The organism is Bacillus sp. 5w2 (assembly GCF_054353775.1).
Map to the genome: position 1 here is coordinate 24,640 of NZ_JBTIWT010000004.1, position 16,433 is coordinate 41,072.

The following is a 16,433-nucleotide window of genomic DNA, read 5'->3' on the forward strand; positions in this document are numbered from 1 at the left end:
GGGAGAGATTTGGTGAAGATTGAGATTATGGTTTCGCTTGCTATTTATATGGCAGGTATGTTGTATATCGGTTATTGGTCTTATAAGAAGACATCCGATTTATCAGATTATATGTTAGGCGGAAGGGGACTTGGTCCAGCAGTTACAGCTTTATCAGCTGGTGCTTCTGACATGAGTGGTTGGATGCTAATGGGATTACCTGGTGCGATGTATGCAACAGGATTATCAAGTGTATGGATTGCGATAGGTTTATTAATAGGTGCTTATGCAAACTATTTAATTCTTGCCCCACGTTTGCGAACGTATACAGAATTGGCAAATGATTCCATTACGATTCCGGATTTTTTAGAAAATCGGTTTAAGGATCGTACGAAAATACTTCGTTTTGTCTCCGCTATCGTCATTTTAGTATTTTTCACATTTTATGCGTCGGCTGGTTTAGTTTCAGGTGGACGTTTGTTTGAAAATTCTTTTAACCTTGATTATAAAATTGGTTTATTTGTAACTGTGGGTGTCGTTGTTGCTTATACACTATTCGGTGGCTTTTTAGCAGTAAGTTGGACCGACTTTGTGCAAGGTTGTATTATGTTTATCGCTCTCGTATTAGTGCCAATTGTTGCTTTTACAGATGTTGGTGGTGTAACAGAAACATTCAATACGATTAAGCAAGTTGATGCATCGCATTTAGATATGTTTAAAGGGACTACAATATTAGGGATTATTTCCTTTTTAGCATGGGGGCTTGGGTATTTTGGTCAGCCGCATATTATTGTCCGCTTTATGGCAATTACCTCTATTAAAGATTTGAAAACTTCTCGTAGAATCGGTATCGGTTGGATGGCGATTTCCATTATAGGTGCAATGCTCACTGGCTTGGTTGGTATCGCCTATTACGCTAAAAATAATGAGACATTACAAGACCCAGAAATGGTCTTTGTAACATTCTCAAACATATTATTCCATCCGTACATTACTGGGTTTTTATTGTCAGCTATATTAGCTTCGATTATGAGTAGTATTTCCTCGCAATTACTTGTTATTTCAAGTGCAGTAACGGAAGATTTCTATAAAACATTTTTCCGTCGTAAAGCAAGTGATAAAGAACTTGTATTTATTGGTAGACTGTCAGTATTAGTAGTAGCTATGATCGCGGTTGTTTTAGCGTATCATCCAAGTGATGCAATTTTAACACTTGTCGGTTATGCTTGGGCAGGATTTGGTTCAGCATTTGGACCCGCTATTTTATTAAGTTTATATTGGAAGAGAACGAACAAATGGGGCGTTCTTGCTGGTATGATTGTCGGTGCGGTAGTTGTTATTACTTGGGTACAAATTCCAAGTTTAAAAGCAACTATGTATGAAATGGTACCTGGATTCTTCTGTAGCTTATTAGCTGTTATTGTTGTGAGTTTATTAACGAAAGAACCAGTTAAAGCAATTCATCGTGAATTTAATGAGATGGAAGCGGTGCTGGAAGAAGAAACGAAATGATTTGAAAAAAGAGTAAACGGTGAATAGCGTTTACTCTTATTTCATTTTAAATGAAATAAGTAACTTGTTGACAAAGAAAAGTAAGTAACTTATAATAAATATTAAGTTTGAGATAAATGACATTCTAAATCAAGGTTTATTATGATTATAGAGTGAGTAAATATTTTTTTGGTAAAATATCTCGAAATCGAGATAATTCCGATAAGCTAGAAGTTGATGTGGAATTTTATAATTAATATCTCGGATTCGAGATAAAATTATTATGACAGATTTTATTTTGCAGTATGGACAAAATGAATAATGAATTTTAATGTATAAAAGTTTTTAAAATGAAATAAAAAGGGGCGGAGAAAATGACAAAGAAAACGATGGGAATTCATCACATTACAGCAATTGTAGGACACCCACAAGAGAATGTAGATTTTTATGCTGGTGTATTAGGTTTACGTCTAGTGAAACAAACAGTAAATTTTGACGATCCGGGTACGTACCATCTTTATTTTGGCAATGAAGGAGGAAAGCCTGGAACAATTATTACGTTTTTCCCATGGGCAGGTGCTCGCCAAGGAGTTATTGGTGACGGTCAAGTAGGAATCACTTCTTATGTTGTACCAAAAGGGGCAATGGAGTTTTGGGAAAATAGATTAGAAAAATTCGATGTTTCGTATACAAAAATGACTCGATTTGGAGAGCAGTATTTAGAATTTGATGATCCACATGGTTTGCATATAGAATTAGTAGAAAGAGATGAGGGCGAATTAAATAATTGGACTTTTGGAGAAGTTACGCCAGAAGTAGCAATTAAAGGATTTGGTGGTGCAGTTCTTTTATCGGCACAGCCTCAAAAAACAGCTGAACTGTTAGAACATATCATGGGTCTTGAGAAAATTGGAGAAGAGGGTGAATTTGTTCGATTCCGTTCTTCTGCTGATATTGGAAATATTATCGATTTGAGGTTATCGACAATTGGTCGTGGCCAAATGGGCGTTGGTACAGTGCATCATATTGCTTGGAGAGCGAGTGACGATTCTGATCAGCTAGACTGGAAAGAGCATGTGTCTCGTTTTGGATACCATGTAACCCCTGTACAAGATCGAAATTATTTTAACGCAATTTATTTTAGAGAACACGGTGAAATTTTATTTGAAATTGCAACAGATCCTCCTGGTTTCGCTCATGATGAATCGTTAGAGACGATGGGTGAGGAATTAAAGTTACCGGAACAATATGAACAACATAGAAAACAGCTTGAACAAACACTTTTACCATTTGAAGTGAGAAATTTAGATTAAAGTGATTGAAAGGGGAAAAGGATTATGATGAAACATGTTTTTCAAAAAGGAAAAGATGCGTCAAAACCAGTGTTGTTATTACTTCATGGAACAGGTGGTAATGAATTAGATTTATTACCACTTGCAGAAATAATAGATCCGGAAGCTTCAGTATTAAGTGTTCGTGGAAATGTATTAGAGAATGGGATGCCGCGTTTTTTCCGTCGATTAGCAGAAGGTATTTTTGATGAAGAGGATCTTATTTTCCGTACGAAGGAATTAAATGTGTTTTTAGATGAAGCTGCAAAAACATATGAATTTGATAGAAATAACATTGTTGCTATCGGTTATTCAAATGGAGCAAACATTGCTGCAAGCTTATTATTCCATTACGAAAATGCGTTAAAAGGTGCTGTGCTTCATCACCCAATGGTGCCTAGAAGAGGAACACAATTGCCTAATTTAGCTGGGAAATCCGTGTTTATTGCTGCTGGGACAAATGATCCAATTTGTTCATCTTCTGAGTCAGAGGAATTGAAGCTACTATTAGAAAATGCAAACGCTAATGTAACAATGCATTGGGAAAATAGAGGGCATCAATTAACGATGGGTGAAGTAGAAAAAGCAAAAGAATGGTATGGAAAAACAGTTCTATAAGTACAAATAATAAAAGAAGCATCTGCTAATTGTTAGCAGATGCTTCTTTTATTATTTAAGACTGGATTGCAAGGTGAGATGAAGAAAGTGGTAGCTGAATATCAACGATCGTACCTTTATTTAATTCACTTGAAATGTGTAATTTACCATGATGTTCTTCAATTATTTTGTAACACATCATTAATCCTAGTCCAGTTCCCTTTTCTTTTAAGCTATAAAATGGTTCGCCTAAACGAGAGATACGTTCTTCTGGGATACCGCAACCTTCATCGATAATACGTATTAAGAGGAAGGTATCTTCTAATGGTTTTGTTTGGATGAAAATATTTCCACCAGTTGGCATCGCTTCAATCGCATTTTTTAATATATTTATAAAAACTTGTTTTAATTGGTTGCTGTCACACTGAATGTCATATACGTAATCAAAATGATCCATAATGATGTGAACGCTATGCATAATAGCAGTTGGTAAAATAAATGTAACGACCTCTTCAATCAAAGCTTGTATGTTACAAGTTTTGATTGATAATACTTGTGGTTTAGACATCGCCATAAATTGACTTGTGATAGATTCCATTTGTGAAATTTCACTTAACATAACATCAACATACCATTTATTTTCCTCACTTATTTCAGGGAGCAGCAATGTTAAAAAGCCTTTTAGTGAAGTGAGTGGATTTCGAATTTCATGGGCAATTCCAGCTGTCAGTTGTCCGACTACAGCAAGTTTTTCTGATCTTCGTAATAACTTTTCTGTTTCTTTAAGTTCTGTAACATCTCTTCCCATTACGATAAGACCTTTACGGGAGCCGTCAGGATGATACAGAGGAACTTTCGATATACTTAAGATTAAGTCGAAATCATCTCTATGTATAATAAATTCCTCTCCGTGAAGAATTTGTCTTTGTTGCCATGCTAGTTCATCGACCTCTTCACAATGTAAAAAAGATTCTCGGTACGCTTCATTATATTGAATGAGTTCACTATCTTTTTTCCCATGGTAAGGTACATGATGAAAATCGAAGCAAGAAAGTGCGTAGTCATTTGCCTCAAGCCAACGCCCTTCATGATCCTTAAATATAACAAACGCAGGCATTGAATCCATTAATGTACGTAATCTCTTCTCACTTTCTTTTAGCATTTTTTCAATTCTTTCTGATTTTTCAAGAGGTTTCATAATGGCATATACGCCAGTTAGACGATTTTGGACAAAAATAGGAACTAGTTTTGTCACGACGTCTAATAAGAATCCACTTTTATGATAAATAGATAAGATATACTCTTGTTGATTATCCGCTTCAGTATTCTTTATATTTTGTAATACTTGCTCAGAAATATGAGCTTCTAAAATAGAGGTAATGTTTTTGCGCTCTAATTCTAAAGAAGTGTAACCTAGTATTCTTTCGGCAGAAGGATTTATATGTAGAATAAATCCCTCTAAATTTAATGAAATAATACTATCAGGATTGTGTTCGAACAGAGATGCGTACATTTCTGCTAAAGAACGATCTTGTACATGTTTTCGTAAACGTCCAGAAATGTTCGGATGACGTTTTTTTTGAGTAGATGAATATTTTTTACGACTCATATAATTTCCTCCGTACAATTAGCATCTAAAAAGATTTGTCTATTCATAACTATAATATAGATGTAATGTGTATTTCTATAAAAAATGGAAGTTATAGAATAAATTTTATTTTCTTTATTTTGGTAAAGTGAGTGTAAGGTGGTAATAAGGGGAGCTTATATTGTTTTATAAATCTTTTGTAAGTTACAGGAGTGTGTTTTCCCTATAACATTAGGATAGAGGAGGGGGAGATAAAATGAAAAATTATATTCAAGGGATTGATCATGTGCAAGTAGCTGCGCCTGTAGGGTGTGAAGAAGAAGCACGAGAATTTTATGGTCATAAAATAGGTATGGAGGAAATACCGAAGCCAGAGGAATTAAAGAAGCGTGGTGGGTGCTGGTTTAAGTGTGGAAATCAAGAGATTCATATCGGAGTCGAGCAAAACTTCAATCCTGCTAAAAAGGCGCATCCAGCTTTTTATGTTTTAAAAATTGATGAATTTAAACAAGAGTTAATAAAGCAAGGTATTGAAGTAATAGACGATCATGCACGTCCAGATGTAATTAGATTTTACGTTTCAGATCCGTTTGGAAATCGAATTGAATTTATGGAAAATAAAAACTAGGTGGATTTCCACCTAGTTTTTTAACCTTTTCTAAACAACCCTAACACTTCAACCGTTTCGGTAATGTTAACGAATGCATGAGGATCAATTTCTGAAATTGTTAATTTCATACTTGCCAATTCTTCACGAGAAACGACTGTCATAAGTACACGTTTTTTTTCACTGGAATAAGCACCTTCACCATCAAGTAATGTAATCCCACGTACAACAGTTGAAAGAAGTTGTTTTTTCATTTTTTCTGCTTCATTTGTTACAATCATAAGTGTAACTTTTCGATGTTTCGTATGAATAGCATCGATGACTTTACCAGTTACATAAATGGAAAGTAAGCTTGTAAGAGCAACATCCCAAGTGAAGAAGAATCCTGCAATTATTACAACGACTGCATTTAAAATAATAAGGAATCCACCAAGTTTAATGTCTCTTTTGCGAGATAACAACATACCGATAATATCAAATCCACCAGTTGATCCATTACAGTTAAAAACAAGGCCGATACCAGCTCCGGCAATGACACCACCAAAGATAGATGATAAAAGTGGATCTGTTGCTACGACTTTTACTGGAACGTAGTATAATGCGACCGATAATACAATAACAGAGATAACCGTGTTAAAAATTACTTTTTTTCCAAGACCTATGTATCCTAAAATAAGGATAGGTAAGTTTAATACAAAGTTAATAATACCCGTGTTTACAGGAGTTACAATCCCTAAAATAATAGCAATTCCGCCAATTCCACTACTTAAAATTTTGTGGGGGATAAGGAAAAGATTAAAGGCAATCGCAATAATAATAGAACCAATAATAACACCAAGAAATCTGACCATCTCTTTCCCGTCCTTCACTAAAAAATTCATATTATTTCAAGATTATATATGATATTGAAAGTTTTGGGTAAAAACAGTTTATTTCGGAAAATTAGATTAATCAAAAGAATTCGAGTATTTTATCATTTGAAAGGGGATACAGATATGAGGGTAAAAACGTATCAACAGAAAAGCCCGTTGAAGCAAGAATGTGAGGATTCTTATTTTTGTAATGAAGATAAAAAGATTTATGGTGTATGTGATGGGGCAACACCGCTCGTCCCGTTTCGGGATGAAAAGGGACATAATGGAGCATACATAGCTTCGCATTTATTTGCAAGTTATTTTGCTTCATTACGTGAAACTCATAGTTTACAAGTTGCAGTTGCAAAAGCAAATGAAGCATTGCAAAGCAAAATGTTAGAATATAAAGTGGATACGAGAAAAAAAGAACATTTGTGGTGTACATGTATTGCAGCAGTTCAAATAGAAGGTGAAAAAATTGAATACGCACAGTTAGGGGACTGTATGATTGTCGCGATACTTCAAAATGGAACGATGCAAGTATTAACGCGAGATACGGTCGAAGGAATTAGTAAACGAGCAAAAAAGAAGAGAGAAGAAGATCGTAAAAAAGGGTTATCTGTACCAGAAGAACATATTTTTCAAGATGTGCGAGAACAGTTAAAATACAATCGTTATCTTGCAAATATACAGGGCGGGTATTCCGTTGCAAATGGAATGAAAGAAGCGGTACATTATTTACAACATGGTGAATTACATATAGAGGAAGTGAGCGGGATTTTTATTTGTTCAGACGGATTATTCCATCCAGATTGGCCACTCGAACAAACTGTTGCATATATAAGAAAGACTAGTATAAGCGAATATGTAGCAATTATTGAAGAGTTGGAAGGGGAAAAGAGAATAAGACCAGATGATAAAACAATTGTGATGATTGATTTTTAAGGGAGGATGTTCAAATGGAAATTAAATGTGCAAATTTAACATTTCAAGATGAATTAGTTCCTTTAGAAAAAGTAAATAAATTGATTATCCACCATACATCCGAAGATGGATGGGATGTGTATAAAACACATGAATTTCATCAAAAAGTAAGAGGATGGAGCGGGATCGGTTACAATTATTTTATTGAAGAAGATGGAACTGTAGTCGAAGGGCGAGGTTTACATATTGGAGCACATGCGAAAGATAATAATAGGGATACAATTGGAATATGTATGACGGGTAATTTTGATAAATATGATCCAACTACCGCACAAATGAATGCATTATATTCTTTATGTAAAATGTTTATGAAGCAGTTTGCTATAGAGAAAAGGAATATACTTGGCCATAGAGAGCTAGAAGGGGTTACAAAAACTTGTCCAGGAAATCGCTTTTCTATGGTAGAGTTAAGAAAAGTATTATCTTAAATATAGAGGAGTAACGAATGATGATGAATATAAAAATACCAAATGATAAAAAAGAAGAGCTTGTAGCACAAATTCAGCAATTTTTCGTTGAAGAAGATTTAGATGAAATTGGACGTTTCCAAGCAGAGCGTTTAATAGAAGAAATGATAAAATTAGTAGGACCATTTGCATACAATCAAGCAATTGGAGATGCTAGAAAACTTGTAACTGAAAAATTATCAAATATTGAAGAAGATTTGTATGTGCTAGAGAAGAGCGAAGGGAAGTAAAAAGAGCCATTTTGGTCGTCTTCCGTCAATTATAAAATAAGTATTATGCCACGGCTTTTTTCCGATGTTTTGTTTGGAAAAGGCCGTGAAGTTGTTTTTGGACGTATAAAATAAGCCTTTTCTTTTTTGTCACAAGGAACCTAGAATTAAAAAACGTTATTCTTTCTTAGCAAGCTAGATGAGAAAGAATAACGTTTTTTTAGATTGAGATTAAAAATATATTATCTTAATTTTATCTTTTTTTAATAATTTATTTATGGGCAATTTATAGTTGCTATTTATAATTCCTATATATAGCAGCTATGCATACTATGAAAAAGAACTTTGGAGGTGTAATACTTCGTATCAAAGTTGGGGGAATTGAAAATTTGTATACAATTAGCTGTAATCAAAATTTATAACATGAATTGCTCACATAGAATCTTCTTTTGGAAGATAAGTGGTGTGATTTTTTGTTAAATGAAGGAAGGGATTGGGAAGCTATGAATAAAACAATTTTAAAAACATGTATCATATCAGCAGTTTTAGGTGGAGTTCTATTAACTGAAAAAGGTGGAGAAGTGAAAGCAGAAGGGATTACACCACAAACGAATCATACTGGTGTATTTAAAGATGTTCCAAAGGGGCACTGGGCATATGAGGCGATTCATCAATTAACAGATGAGAAAATCATTTTCGGCTATGATGATGGGAGATTTGGTTTTGGAGATAACGTAACACGCGAACAAGTCGCAGCTTTAATGTATCGTTATTTTAATGTGGCAGAAAATAAAAATTATCAGAACCCATATGGGGACGTAAGCGAAGATTCGACAAGCTATATAAAGGAAATCTTGTCTTTAACAGAAATGGGTGTTTTTACGGGGGACGAGCATGGGAACTTTAGGCCAAAGGCATCCTTAACACGTGCAGAAATGGCACAGGTTCTTACAAATGCATTTCATTTAAAGGCAAAGAGTGATCACACTTTTAATGACGTTTCAACGAACTCATGGGCAAGAAACGCAATTAGTGCTGTTCAAACAAATAATATTGCAAAAGGAGTAGGAGGAGGGAAATTTGCTCCAAGTATGGATGTGACGCGTGAACAGTACGCACAATTTTTATACAATGCAATACAAGAAACTAAACACACTAAACAAACGAAAGGGCAATTACTAGCTAGCATACTTGGTGAAACAAACTGGAAAGGGACAAAAGTCTATGACAAAGACCATAATGATTTAACGAAAGAAAATCAAAATTTCATCGGGCTTGCAAAATATGATGCTAAAACTGCAAGGTATGAATTTTTCAATGCAAATACAGAAGAGAGTCGTAATGATAGCGGTACCTTCTTTATAACCAACGATGGAAAGAAAAGAGTGTTAATTTCTGAAACGCAAAATTATCAAGCGGTTGTTGAATTAACGCAATTAGACAAGGAGAAATTTACATATAAAAGAATGGGGAAAGATGCAAAAGGGAATGATGTAGAAGTGTTTGTTGAACATGTTCCTTATCATGAAAAAGAGCTGTCTTTCACGCGACCTGATAAAAATTTAGAGAGCTCGACGGGAAAAATAGTTACAGACGTTGATGGAGATGAAATTTTATCTAGTACACTATGGAACGGAACGGTGGTATTAGACGAACAGGGTAATAATGTAACAAAATATAACTCAAACTTAATCAGTCTAGCAAAATATGATAAAAATACAAATAAATACGAGTTTTTCAATGTGAATACAGGAGAAAGTCGTGGAGACTATGGTTTCTTTGATGTTGTACATGGTAATAAAATAAGAGCTCACGTTTCGTTAGGGAATAATAAATATGGTGCGGTCCTTGAACTTACAGAGTTAAATAAAGATAAATTTACGTATACAAGAATCGGGAAAGATGCGAATGGAAAAGATATAAAAATCTTTGTTGAGCATGAACCGTATACAGGTGACCTAAAACCAAATTTCACAAATTAATCTTTTACTCTAGTAAAGGCACTATGTTAGTAAGAAAAAGCCTGAGCGATTAGGTAATTATACAGTAGAAGTAAAATAGTTATTTAACGACAAATAGATGCCTTGAGGCATCTATTTGTCGTTTTAAAATGATTTTATGTGCAAATATAAAATACAAATTCTTTTTTCTCGGATCTAGTAATTCCCTACTTGCACCACCATACATCTTTGTTTTATTTATTCTCTTTATATTCATGTACTTTTTCTTTCACATTACCAACCGTATCTTTAGCAGTGCCTTTCACCTTATCCCATTTTCCTTCAGCTTGTAATTTCTTATTGTCAGTTACTTTCCCGACAACTTCTTTTACTTCACCCTTTACCTTATCAATAGCACCTTCTACTTTTTCTTTTAAACCATGATCATGTTTAGTCATACATTTCTCCTCCTTGTAGTTTGATTAGAATTCTCTTTTCATATTGCAAGTTGAATGATGTATCTAGTAATAGCGTAACAAATCTAGTTTAAATATTCAAATGATTAATGGGATAGAAAAGGAATTGTCATAGAATGTATAAGATTGCAATGGAAGGAGAAAGAATGTTAATTATATGTCTTTTGCAGTCCATATTGACTTTGTATAAGCAATTTTCATATGGGCACGTTCCATATTATTTTGACTGCCACTACCAAAGCGAGCTTGTCCAACTATTAAATGACAGTTTGTCGCTATAGCTTTTTCTATTCGTTTTTGAATTAATGCAGTATGACAGCCTTTACGCTGAAATTCTGGCAAAGTAGCAGAAGCAGCTAATGAAGCAATTCCATTATTTATATACAGGACACCAATGCTCGCAGGAGTATTTTGAACTTCTGCTATGAAAAAATGCCATCCTGGTTTATTGTAAAGAATTTCGTTATTTTGGCGCACGCCATCTTTTGTAAATGACGGCATTTGAAATCCACGTACATAAATATCTGCAAAAATATCAAACTCATTTTCTTTTAGTTGGCGTACTGAAATGTTAGAAGGAAGAAGGGATGGATCTTCTCTCGGTATACTATATAAAGCGGTATGGAAGCTAGATTGGTAAAATCCTTTTTGAGATAAGTATTGAAATAATTCAGCTGTACCTTGAGCGGGTGTAATTTCAAAACGACAAGGAATTGGTAGCGATTGATAATAAGAGATGATTTCATCTATCTCATCTGTATTTGTAAATGTAATCCCTTTTACTGTGTTAAAAGCAGGACCAGCAATTATTTTTGATGAAAAGGCAGTGGCGCTCCCGAATTTTTTCATTTGTACTTGCATTGGATTTCCGCTTATTGCTTGCAGTAGCGCTAATCTAGAAGAAAGCATATGTATTTCTGCGTTTTCAATTTCTTGTGCTGTATTAACTGTCATAATTGTACTCATAAAATTCCTCCGTCAATAAATATATTTCATAGTACATATACGATGTTTGTTCTGAGATTCCTGTTGAAATGTAAGAGAATAAGAGGTTTTTTGGAAGGGAAATGGAAGTGAGCTGTCGAAGGGAGTGGAAACAGATTAAAGGTGGTGCTCTCATGGAACAGAAAGACGTGCAGACATGCTCTAATTGTGGTTCTCATAACATAGGAGAAGGGGAGTTTGTCGGTTATGCACAAATACGGAAAAAGGAGACGATGTTCACGTCTTCACCAGTAGATGCTTATATTTGTACAGATTGCGGGAATATCATTTTATTAAAAGTACGACATTATGAAAAGTTTAAGCAGAAGCCGTTATGATTATGGAGAAGTGTTTTTATTAGGAAAGTTAATAAGGAGTAATATTTTACATATATGTGAGTGTGCCTTATATAAGGAGATGACAACTTATACTGTGTGGGATGCTTATTAATCGTTGTATGACATACAAAAATGTATAGAAGAAGTTGTGAATCAATATGAGGAAGAAAAATTAGTCTTCTTGGAATATTTTATATCGAAAACTCCTTTAAATGAATAAGGGAGTTTTTTGTTTTTTTTATAACAACAATTACCTTTAATTGTTATAATTGGTTATTAGGAGAGGTGTTTTATTAACGCCATAATCATAGAAGAAAACTAGCTAAATCGTATAGAAAACGGCTAAATAACACAATCGCAACCGTAAGTTGACAAAGTGCAACCGCAGGAAGATAGAGATAAGGGCAATGTTTACATACAATTTAGGTAAGAAAACAAAGGAGGACACACATATGGGATTTGGTGAGAAGCTTTTTAAATTAAGAAAGGAAAAGGGCCTTTCTCAAGAAGCATTAGCTGAGAAATTAAACACAACAAGGCAAGCAGTTAGTAAATGGGAAAACGGTCAAGGTTTTCCTGAAACTGAAAAGTTAATACTGATTGGAAATGTATTTGAAGTATCACTTGATTATTTATTAAAGGAAACTGCTGAGCAAAATAATGAAAATGTGGATGGTTATTACGTAAGTAAGGAAATGGCAGAAGGGTATATAGTGTATGGACAAAAAATTTCTAAATATATTGCGTTAGGATTTAGTTTGCTCATTTTATCTACAATACCGTATTTATTATTTAAAGAAAATGCAACAATGTCGACATTTCTTGTTATTATCATTGCTGTCCTTGGAATTGGAGCAATGATGGTACCTGTAACGATAGAAGAGAGTCGATACAATGTATTGAAAAAGGAAGAACTACTATTTGATCAAAACTTTCTAAAAGAATTGACAAAAAGATATACGACTATTAAGAAGAAGTATGCTGCAGTGATGATTGTTGGATTTTGTTTTATAGCCGCAGGAGCAATACCGTTTTTGTTTGAGAAAAAGCATATCACTTCAGGAGAATTGGTGAAGTATTATCCGTACTGTGTTGTACTTATTGCAATTGGGGTCTATCTTTTTGTTCGTGTTGTAGGAGTGTGGGAGATGTATCGAATTTTAGTAGAAAATAAAGAATATAGCAATCGTATTATTTTTAAACTAAAAAAGAAAGTGAGAGATAAAGTGGATAATTTTTAATAGGAGAAAATCAATTTTATTAAAAGTTAAGATGGGAGTGAAATGATGTCAAACATTCTAGAAATTAAAAATTTAAGTAAATCATTTGGAAGCAAAGTTGTTTTAAAAGATGTTACATTCAATGTGCCATCAGGGGCAATTGTTGGATTTATTGGTGACAATGGGGCAGGTAAATCAACAACATTTAAAACAGTACTAGAATTAATTTCTAAAGATAGCGGTACAGTAAAAATATTTGGTGAAGAAAATATAAATAAAGATGCCAAGAATAAGGGGAAGATTGGAATCGTATTTGATGCTATGAATCTACCGGCTCATCTTACAATAAAACAACTACATAAGGTTTTTGAAAAGATGTTTGAATCTTGGGATAGAGAAAATTTTTACCGATTAGTTCATTCTTTCTCTTTACCTACTAATGAAAAAGTAGGTAGATTTTCCCGTGGAATGTCGATGAAACTATCTATAGCTGTTGCATTGTCGCATAATGCAAAATTATTAATTCTAGATGAAGCGACAGGAGGTCTTGATCCTTCATCTAGGGAGGAGGTGTTAGAGGAATTAAAAAGTTTTGTGAGTAAAAGTAATGGTGGTATATTACTTTCTTCTCATATTATGAGTGATGTAGAAAAAATCGCTAGCCACCTTATCGTTATAAAAGATGGAGAAATTTTATTGAATGAAGAAAAGGATAAGATTTTGGACAATTATGCCATTGTAGATGTTAATGAGGAACAACTAACTTTAATCAACAAAGATATAGTTGTGGTGAAAAGGAATAATGGTTCTTATTTCAATGTACTTGTATCAGATGTGCATAAACTACCAAATGGGATTGCTCATAGAACCATTTCAATAGAAGAAATAAGTGTTTTATTAACGAGGAGTGAAAAATAAATGAAAGGTTTATTATTGACAAACTATTATCTAGTGTATCGAACTTTCTTTATGTTCATGGGAATAGCGATATTAGGAGCGGGATTTGTTTTTTATTTTGGTAATGCTTCAATGTACCGTTTAATTGCTACGTTTATTATCTTATTTGCTGCGATTCCTGCACTTGAAGTTATTAAATATGAGAGTAAGTCGGGGTATGAAAAATATGTACTTACTTTACCGGTTACTAGAAATAATATTGTACAAAGTCACTATCTTTTCTATTTTTTAGTTGTAATTATTGGTACTTTATTATCGTATGGCATATTTTATGTACATGATTTAGTTTCAGATACACCATTTGATGATGGTATATTTAAGAGTGTTTCTTTAGGGACGTTCATCATTCTTAATGCCGGAGCAATAGCTTATCCGCTTCTCTATGTTTTTGGAGCAGAAAAATCTGATGCTATTACAATTGGAGGCGCATGTGGGGGACTTGTTACTTATTTTGGATTACAAAGTGTAATTGGATATCTAATAGAACAATTTCCAATATCAAATTTAAATTCATCTGTATACGTTTCAATTCTATATACAATATTTGGCGTTATCATATATATCTTTTCTTATTTCATTTCGGTATTTATATATCGTAAGAAGGAATTTTAATATATTTTCTCTTAGTATTTTCTGAATTATTTCCAAAGAAATAATTCAGAAAATACAGAAAAATGTCGTAATTTTTTGTAAAAGTCTGTTATAATAAACAAAAAATGAAAACGCTTTAAAGGGGGATATAACCAATATGATGATGAATGTACCGCTAACAATTAGTTCTATGATGGAAAGAGCAGAAAAACTGTTTTCAAAGAAAGAAATTGTTTCACGGACACATGATACAGTTACGACGTTAACGTATAAGCAGTTAGGTGAAAGGACGAGAAGGCTTTCCAGTGCGTTAAAAAAATTAGGAATTAAAGAAGGCGAGCGTATAGGAACGTTAGCGTGGAATCATCATCGACATGTGGAGGCATATTTTGCTATTCCTGGTATTGCTTCCGTTTTACACACAATTAATATTCGTTTATCTCCTCAACATATTTCATACATTATTCAGCACGCAGAAGATCGAATTCTACTTATAGATGAAGATCTCGTACCACTCGTTGAAAATATTCAATCACAATTATCAACTGTACAAGCCTACATTATTATGACTGATAAAGATGAACTTCCCAATACTACGCTAGAACCTGTATATCATTATGAAAAGCTATTAGAAGAAGGCGATCCAACTTTCCAATTTGTAAAAGATATTGACGAAAATACACCTGCTGGTATGTGTTATACGTCAGCGACTACAGGAAATCCAAAAGGTGTTGTATATACGCATCGTAGTACTGTACTGCATTGTATGGCACTCGGTTTAGCGGATACAGCTGCTTTATCGGAAAGTGATGCGGCGATGGCAATTGTACCGATGTTCCATGTGAATGCTTGGGGACTTCCTTTTGCTGCTACTTGGTTTGGAACTAAACAAGTTCTGCCAGGACCAATGTTTACTCCAAAAATTTTATTAGAGATGATTCAAGCTGAAAAAGTAACGATAGCAGCAGGTGTGCCGACAATTTGGCTCGGTGTATTACAAGAATTAGAAAATAATAGTTACGATTTATCTAGTATAACGAGAATATTATGCGGTGGTGCTGCTGCACCGAAAAGCGTTATTAAAGCATTTGAGCAAAAATATAATGTTCCTTTCGTACATGCATATGGTATGACTGAAACAAGCCCACTCGTAACACTTGCACGTTTAAAAAGTTATGAAACAGAATTATCATATGAAGAGCAATTAGAAATCCGCTCAAAACAAGGATATCTTGTCCCTGGTGTAGAGATGAAAGTAGTCGGTACAAATGGTGAAGTGAAGTGGGATGGTACTGAGATGGGAGAGTTATGTTTACGAGCACCTTGGATCGCTGAAAGCTATTATAACGATGATCGTACTGTCGAAGGATTCCGAGACGGTTGGTTATATACTGGTGATGTTGTTACAGTTGATGAGGAAGGCTGCGTGAAAATTGTTGATCGTACGAAAGATGTTATTAAAAGCGGGGGAGAATGGATTTCTTCAGTGGATCTTGAAAATGCTTTAATGGCACATGATGCTATATTTGAAGCGGCTGTCGTTGCAATTCCTCATCCGCAGTGGCAAGAACGCCCAGTTGCCTGCGTTGTTCAAAAGAAAAATAGTACGGTTACAAAAGAAGAAATATATGAGTTTTTAAAACCGCAGTTTGCGAAATGGTGGTTACCAGATGATATTGTATTTATGGAAGAAATACCGAAAACATCTGTTGGGAAGTTTTTAAAACAGGCACTGCGAAAAGAACTTGAGCATTTGCATAAAGAGAAATAATTGAATTTACATTTGTAAACCGATATGAAAAACAAGTTGACAAAGTCTA

17 protein-coding genes are annotated in these 16,433 nt (G+C 34.1%); 13 read left to right on the forward strand and 4 right to left on the reverse strand.

Annotated features, from left to right (window positions below; all coding sequences use genetic code 11):
- Positions 1–12 precede the first annotated feature (12 nt).
- The 3 genes from putP to ACXY7N_RS09955 all read left to right on the forward strand — a co-directional run bounded on the left by putP (position 13) and on the right by ACXY7N_RS09955 (position 3,419).
- Positions 13–1,491, forward strand: a complete 1,479-nt coding sequence (putP, locus tag ACXY7N_RS09945; protein WP_016135157.1) for a sodium/proline symporter PutP — start codon at positions 13–15, stop codon at positions 1,489–1,491.
- Between the two features lie 353 nt (positions 1,492–1,844).
- Complete coding sequence (locus tag ACXY7N_RS09950) at positions 1,845–2,783, forward strand: ring-cleaving dioxygenase (protein ID WP_016086793.1); 939 nt, start codon at positions 1,845–1,847, stop codon at positions 2,781–2,783.
- Positions 2,784–2,807: 24 nt separating this feature from the next.
- Entirely contained in the window at positions 2,808–3,419 is a 612-nt protein-coding gene (locus tag ACXY7N_RS09955; protein ID WP_033659747.1) for an alpha/beta hydrolase, read from the forward strand.
- A 55-nt stretch (positions 3,420–3,474) separates the two neighbouring features.
- Here the strand turns inward: ACXY7N_RS09955 and ACXY7N_RS09960 are convergent, their stop codons facing one another.
- The gene (locus ACXY7N_RS09960) at positions 3,475–5,007 is read right to left on the reverse strand and encodes a BA3702 family sensor histidine kinase (protein WP_016135156.1); all 1,533 of its coding nucleotides are present in this window, start codon (positions 5,005–5,007) and stop codon (positions 3,475–3,477) included.
- A gap of 235 nt (positions 5,008–5,242) precedes the next feature.
- Here ACXY7N_RS09960 and ACXY7N_RS09965 point away from each other — a divergent pair, with 235 nt between their 5' ends.
- A complete protein-coding gene (locus ACXY7N_RS09965; protein WP_016135155.1) occupies positions 5,243–5,614 on the forward strand; it encodes a VOC family protein in 372 nt (123 codons plus the stop codon).
- Positions 5,615–5,634: 20 nt separating this feature from the next.
- On the opposite strand, the gene ACXY7N_RS09970 is transcribed toward ACXY7N_RS09965, so the two are convergent.
- Positions 5,635–6,444 (reverse strand): YitT family protein, encoded by an 810-nt coding sequence (locus tag ACXY7N_RS09970; protein WP_000251342.1) that lies wholly within the window; start codon positions 6,442–6,444, stop codon positions 5,635–5,637.
- A 144-nt stretch (positions 6,445–6,588) separates the two neighbouring features.
- Between ACXY7N_RS09970 and ACXY7N_RS09975 the strand changes: the two genes are divergently transcribed.
- From ACXY7N_RS09975 to ACXY7N_RS09990, 4 genes are all read left to right on the forward strand, one after another.
- Positions 6,589–7,392 (forward strand): protein phosphatase 2C domain-containing protein, encoded by an 804-nt coding sequence (locus ACXY7N_RS09975; RefSeq protein ID WP_033659746.1) that lies wholly within the window; start codon positions 6,589–6,591, stop codon positions 7,390–7,392.
- A gap of 14 nt (positions 7,393–7,406) precedes the next feature.
- Complete coding sequence (locus ACXY7N_RS09980) at positions 7,407–7,859, forward strand: peptidoglycan recognition protein family protein (RefSeq protein ID WP_016135153.1); 453 nt, start codon at positions 7,407–7,409, stop codon at positions 7,857–7,859.
- Positions 7,860–7,876: 17 nt separating this feature from the next.
- Entirely contained in the window at positions 7,877–8,128 is a 252-nt protein-coding gene (locus ACXY7N_RS09985) for a DUF2164 domain-containing protein (protein WP_001983516.1), read from the forward strand.
- 482 nt (positions 8,129–8,610) lie between these two features.
- Complete coding sequence (locus tag ACXY7N_RS09990; RefSeq protein WP_016135152.1) at positions 8,611–10,089, forward strand: DUF4822 domain-containing protein; 1,479 nt, start codon at positions 8,611–8,613, stop codon at positions 10,087–10,089.
- Positions 10,090–10,301: 212 nt separating this feature from the next.
- On the opposite strand, the gene ACXY7N_RS09995 is transcribed toward ACXY7N_RS09990, so the two are convergent.
- Both ACXY7N_RS09995 and ACXY7N_RS10000 read right to left on the reverse strand, forming a co-directional pair.
- On the reverse strand, positions 10,302–10,505 hold the full coding sequence (locus ACXY7N_RS09995; RefSeq protein ID WP_016086800.1) for a CsbD family protein: 204 nt from the start codon (positions 10,503–10,505) through the stop codon (positions 10,302–10,304).
- Between the two features lie 171 nt (positions 10,506–10,676).
- A complete protein-coding gene (locus ACXY7N_RS10000) occupies positions 10,677–11,489 on the reverse strand; it encodes a GNAT family N-acetyltransferase (protein ID WP_016135151.1) in 813 nt (270 codons plus the stop codon).
- Positions 11,490–11,641: 152 nt separating this feature from the next.
- On the opposite strand from ACXY7N_RS10000, the gene ACXY7N_RS10005 reads away from it, so the two are divergent.
- The 5 genes from ACXY7N_RS10005 (at position 11,642) to ACXY7N_RS10025 (ending at position 16,384) form a co-directional block, all read left to right on the forward strand.
- Positions 11,642–11,845, forward strand: coding sequence for a hypothetical protein (locus tag ACXY7N_RS10005; protein WP_016086802.1), 204 nt, complete (start codon positions 11,642–11,644; stop codon positions 11,843–11,845).
- 452 nt (positions 11,846–12,297) lie between these two features.
- A complete protein-coding gene (locus ACXY7N_RS10010) occupies positions 12,298–13,086 on the forward strand; it encodes a helix-turn-helix domain-containing protein (protein ID WP_016135150.1) in 789 nt (262 codons plus the stop codon).
- Between the two features lie 45 nt (positions 13,087–13,131).
- Positions 13,132–13,983 (forward strand): ABC transporter ATP-binding protein, encoded by an 852-nt coding sequence (locus ACXY7N_RS10015; RefSeq protein ID WP_016135149.1) that lies wholly within the window; start codon positions 13,132–13,134, stop codon positions 13,981–13,983.
- On the forward strand, positions 13,984–14,634 hold the full coding sequence (locus ACXY7N_RS10020; RefSeq protein WP_016086805.1) for an ABC-2 transporter permease: 651 nt from the start codon (positions 13,984–13,986) through the stop codon (positions 14,632–14,634).
- Between the two features lie 136 nt (positions 14,635–14,770).
- On the forward strand, positions 14,771–16,384 hold the full coding sequence (locus tag ACXY7N_RS10025) for a long-chain fatty acid--CoA ligase (RefSeq protein ID WP_002167835.1): 1,614 nt from the start codon (positions 14,771–14,773) through the stop codon (positions 16,382–16,384).
- The last annotated feature ends 49 nt before the right edge of the window (positions 16,385–16,433 follow it).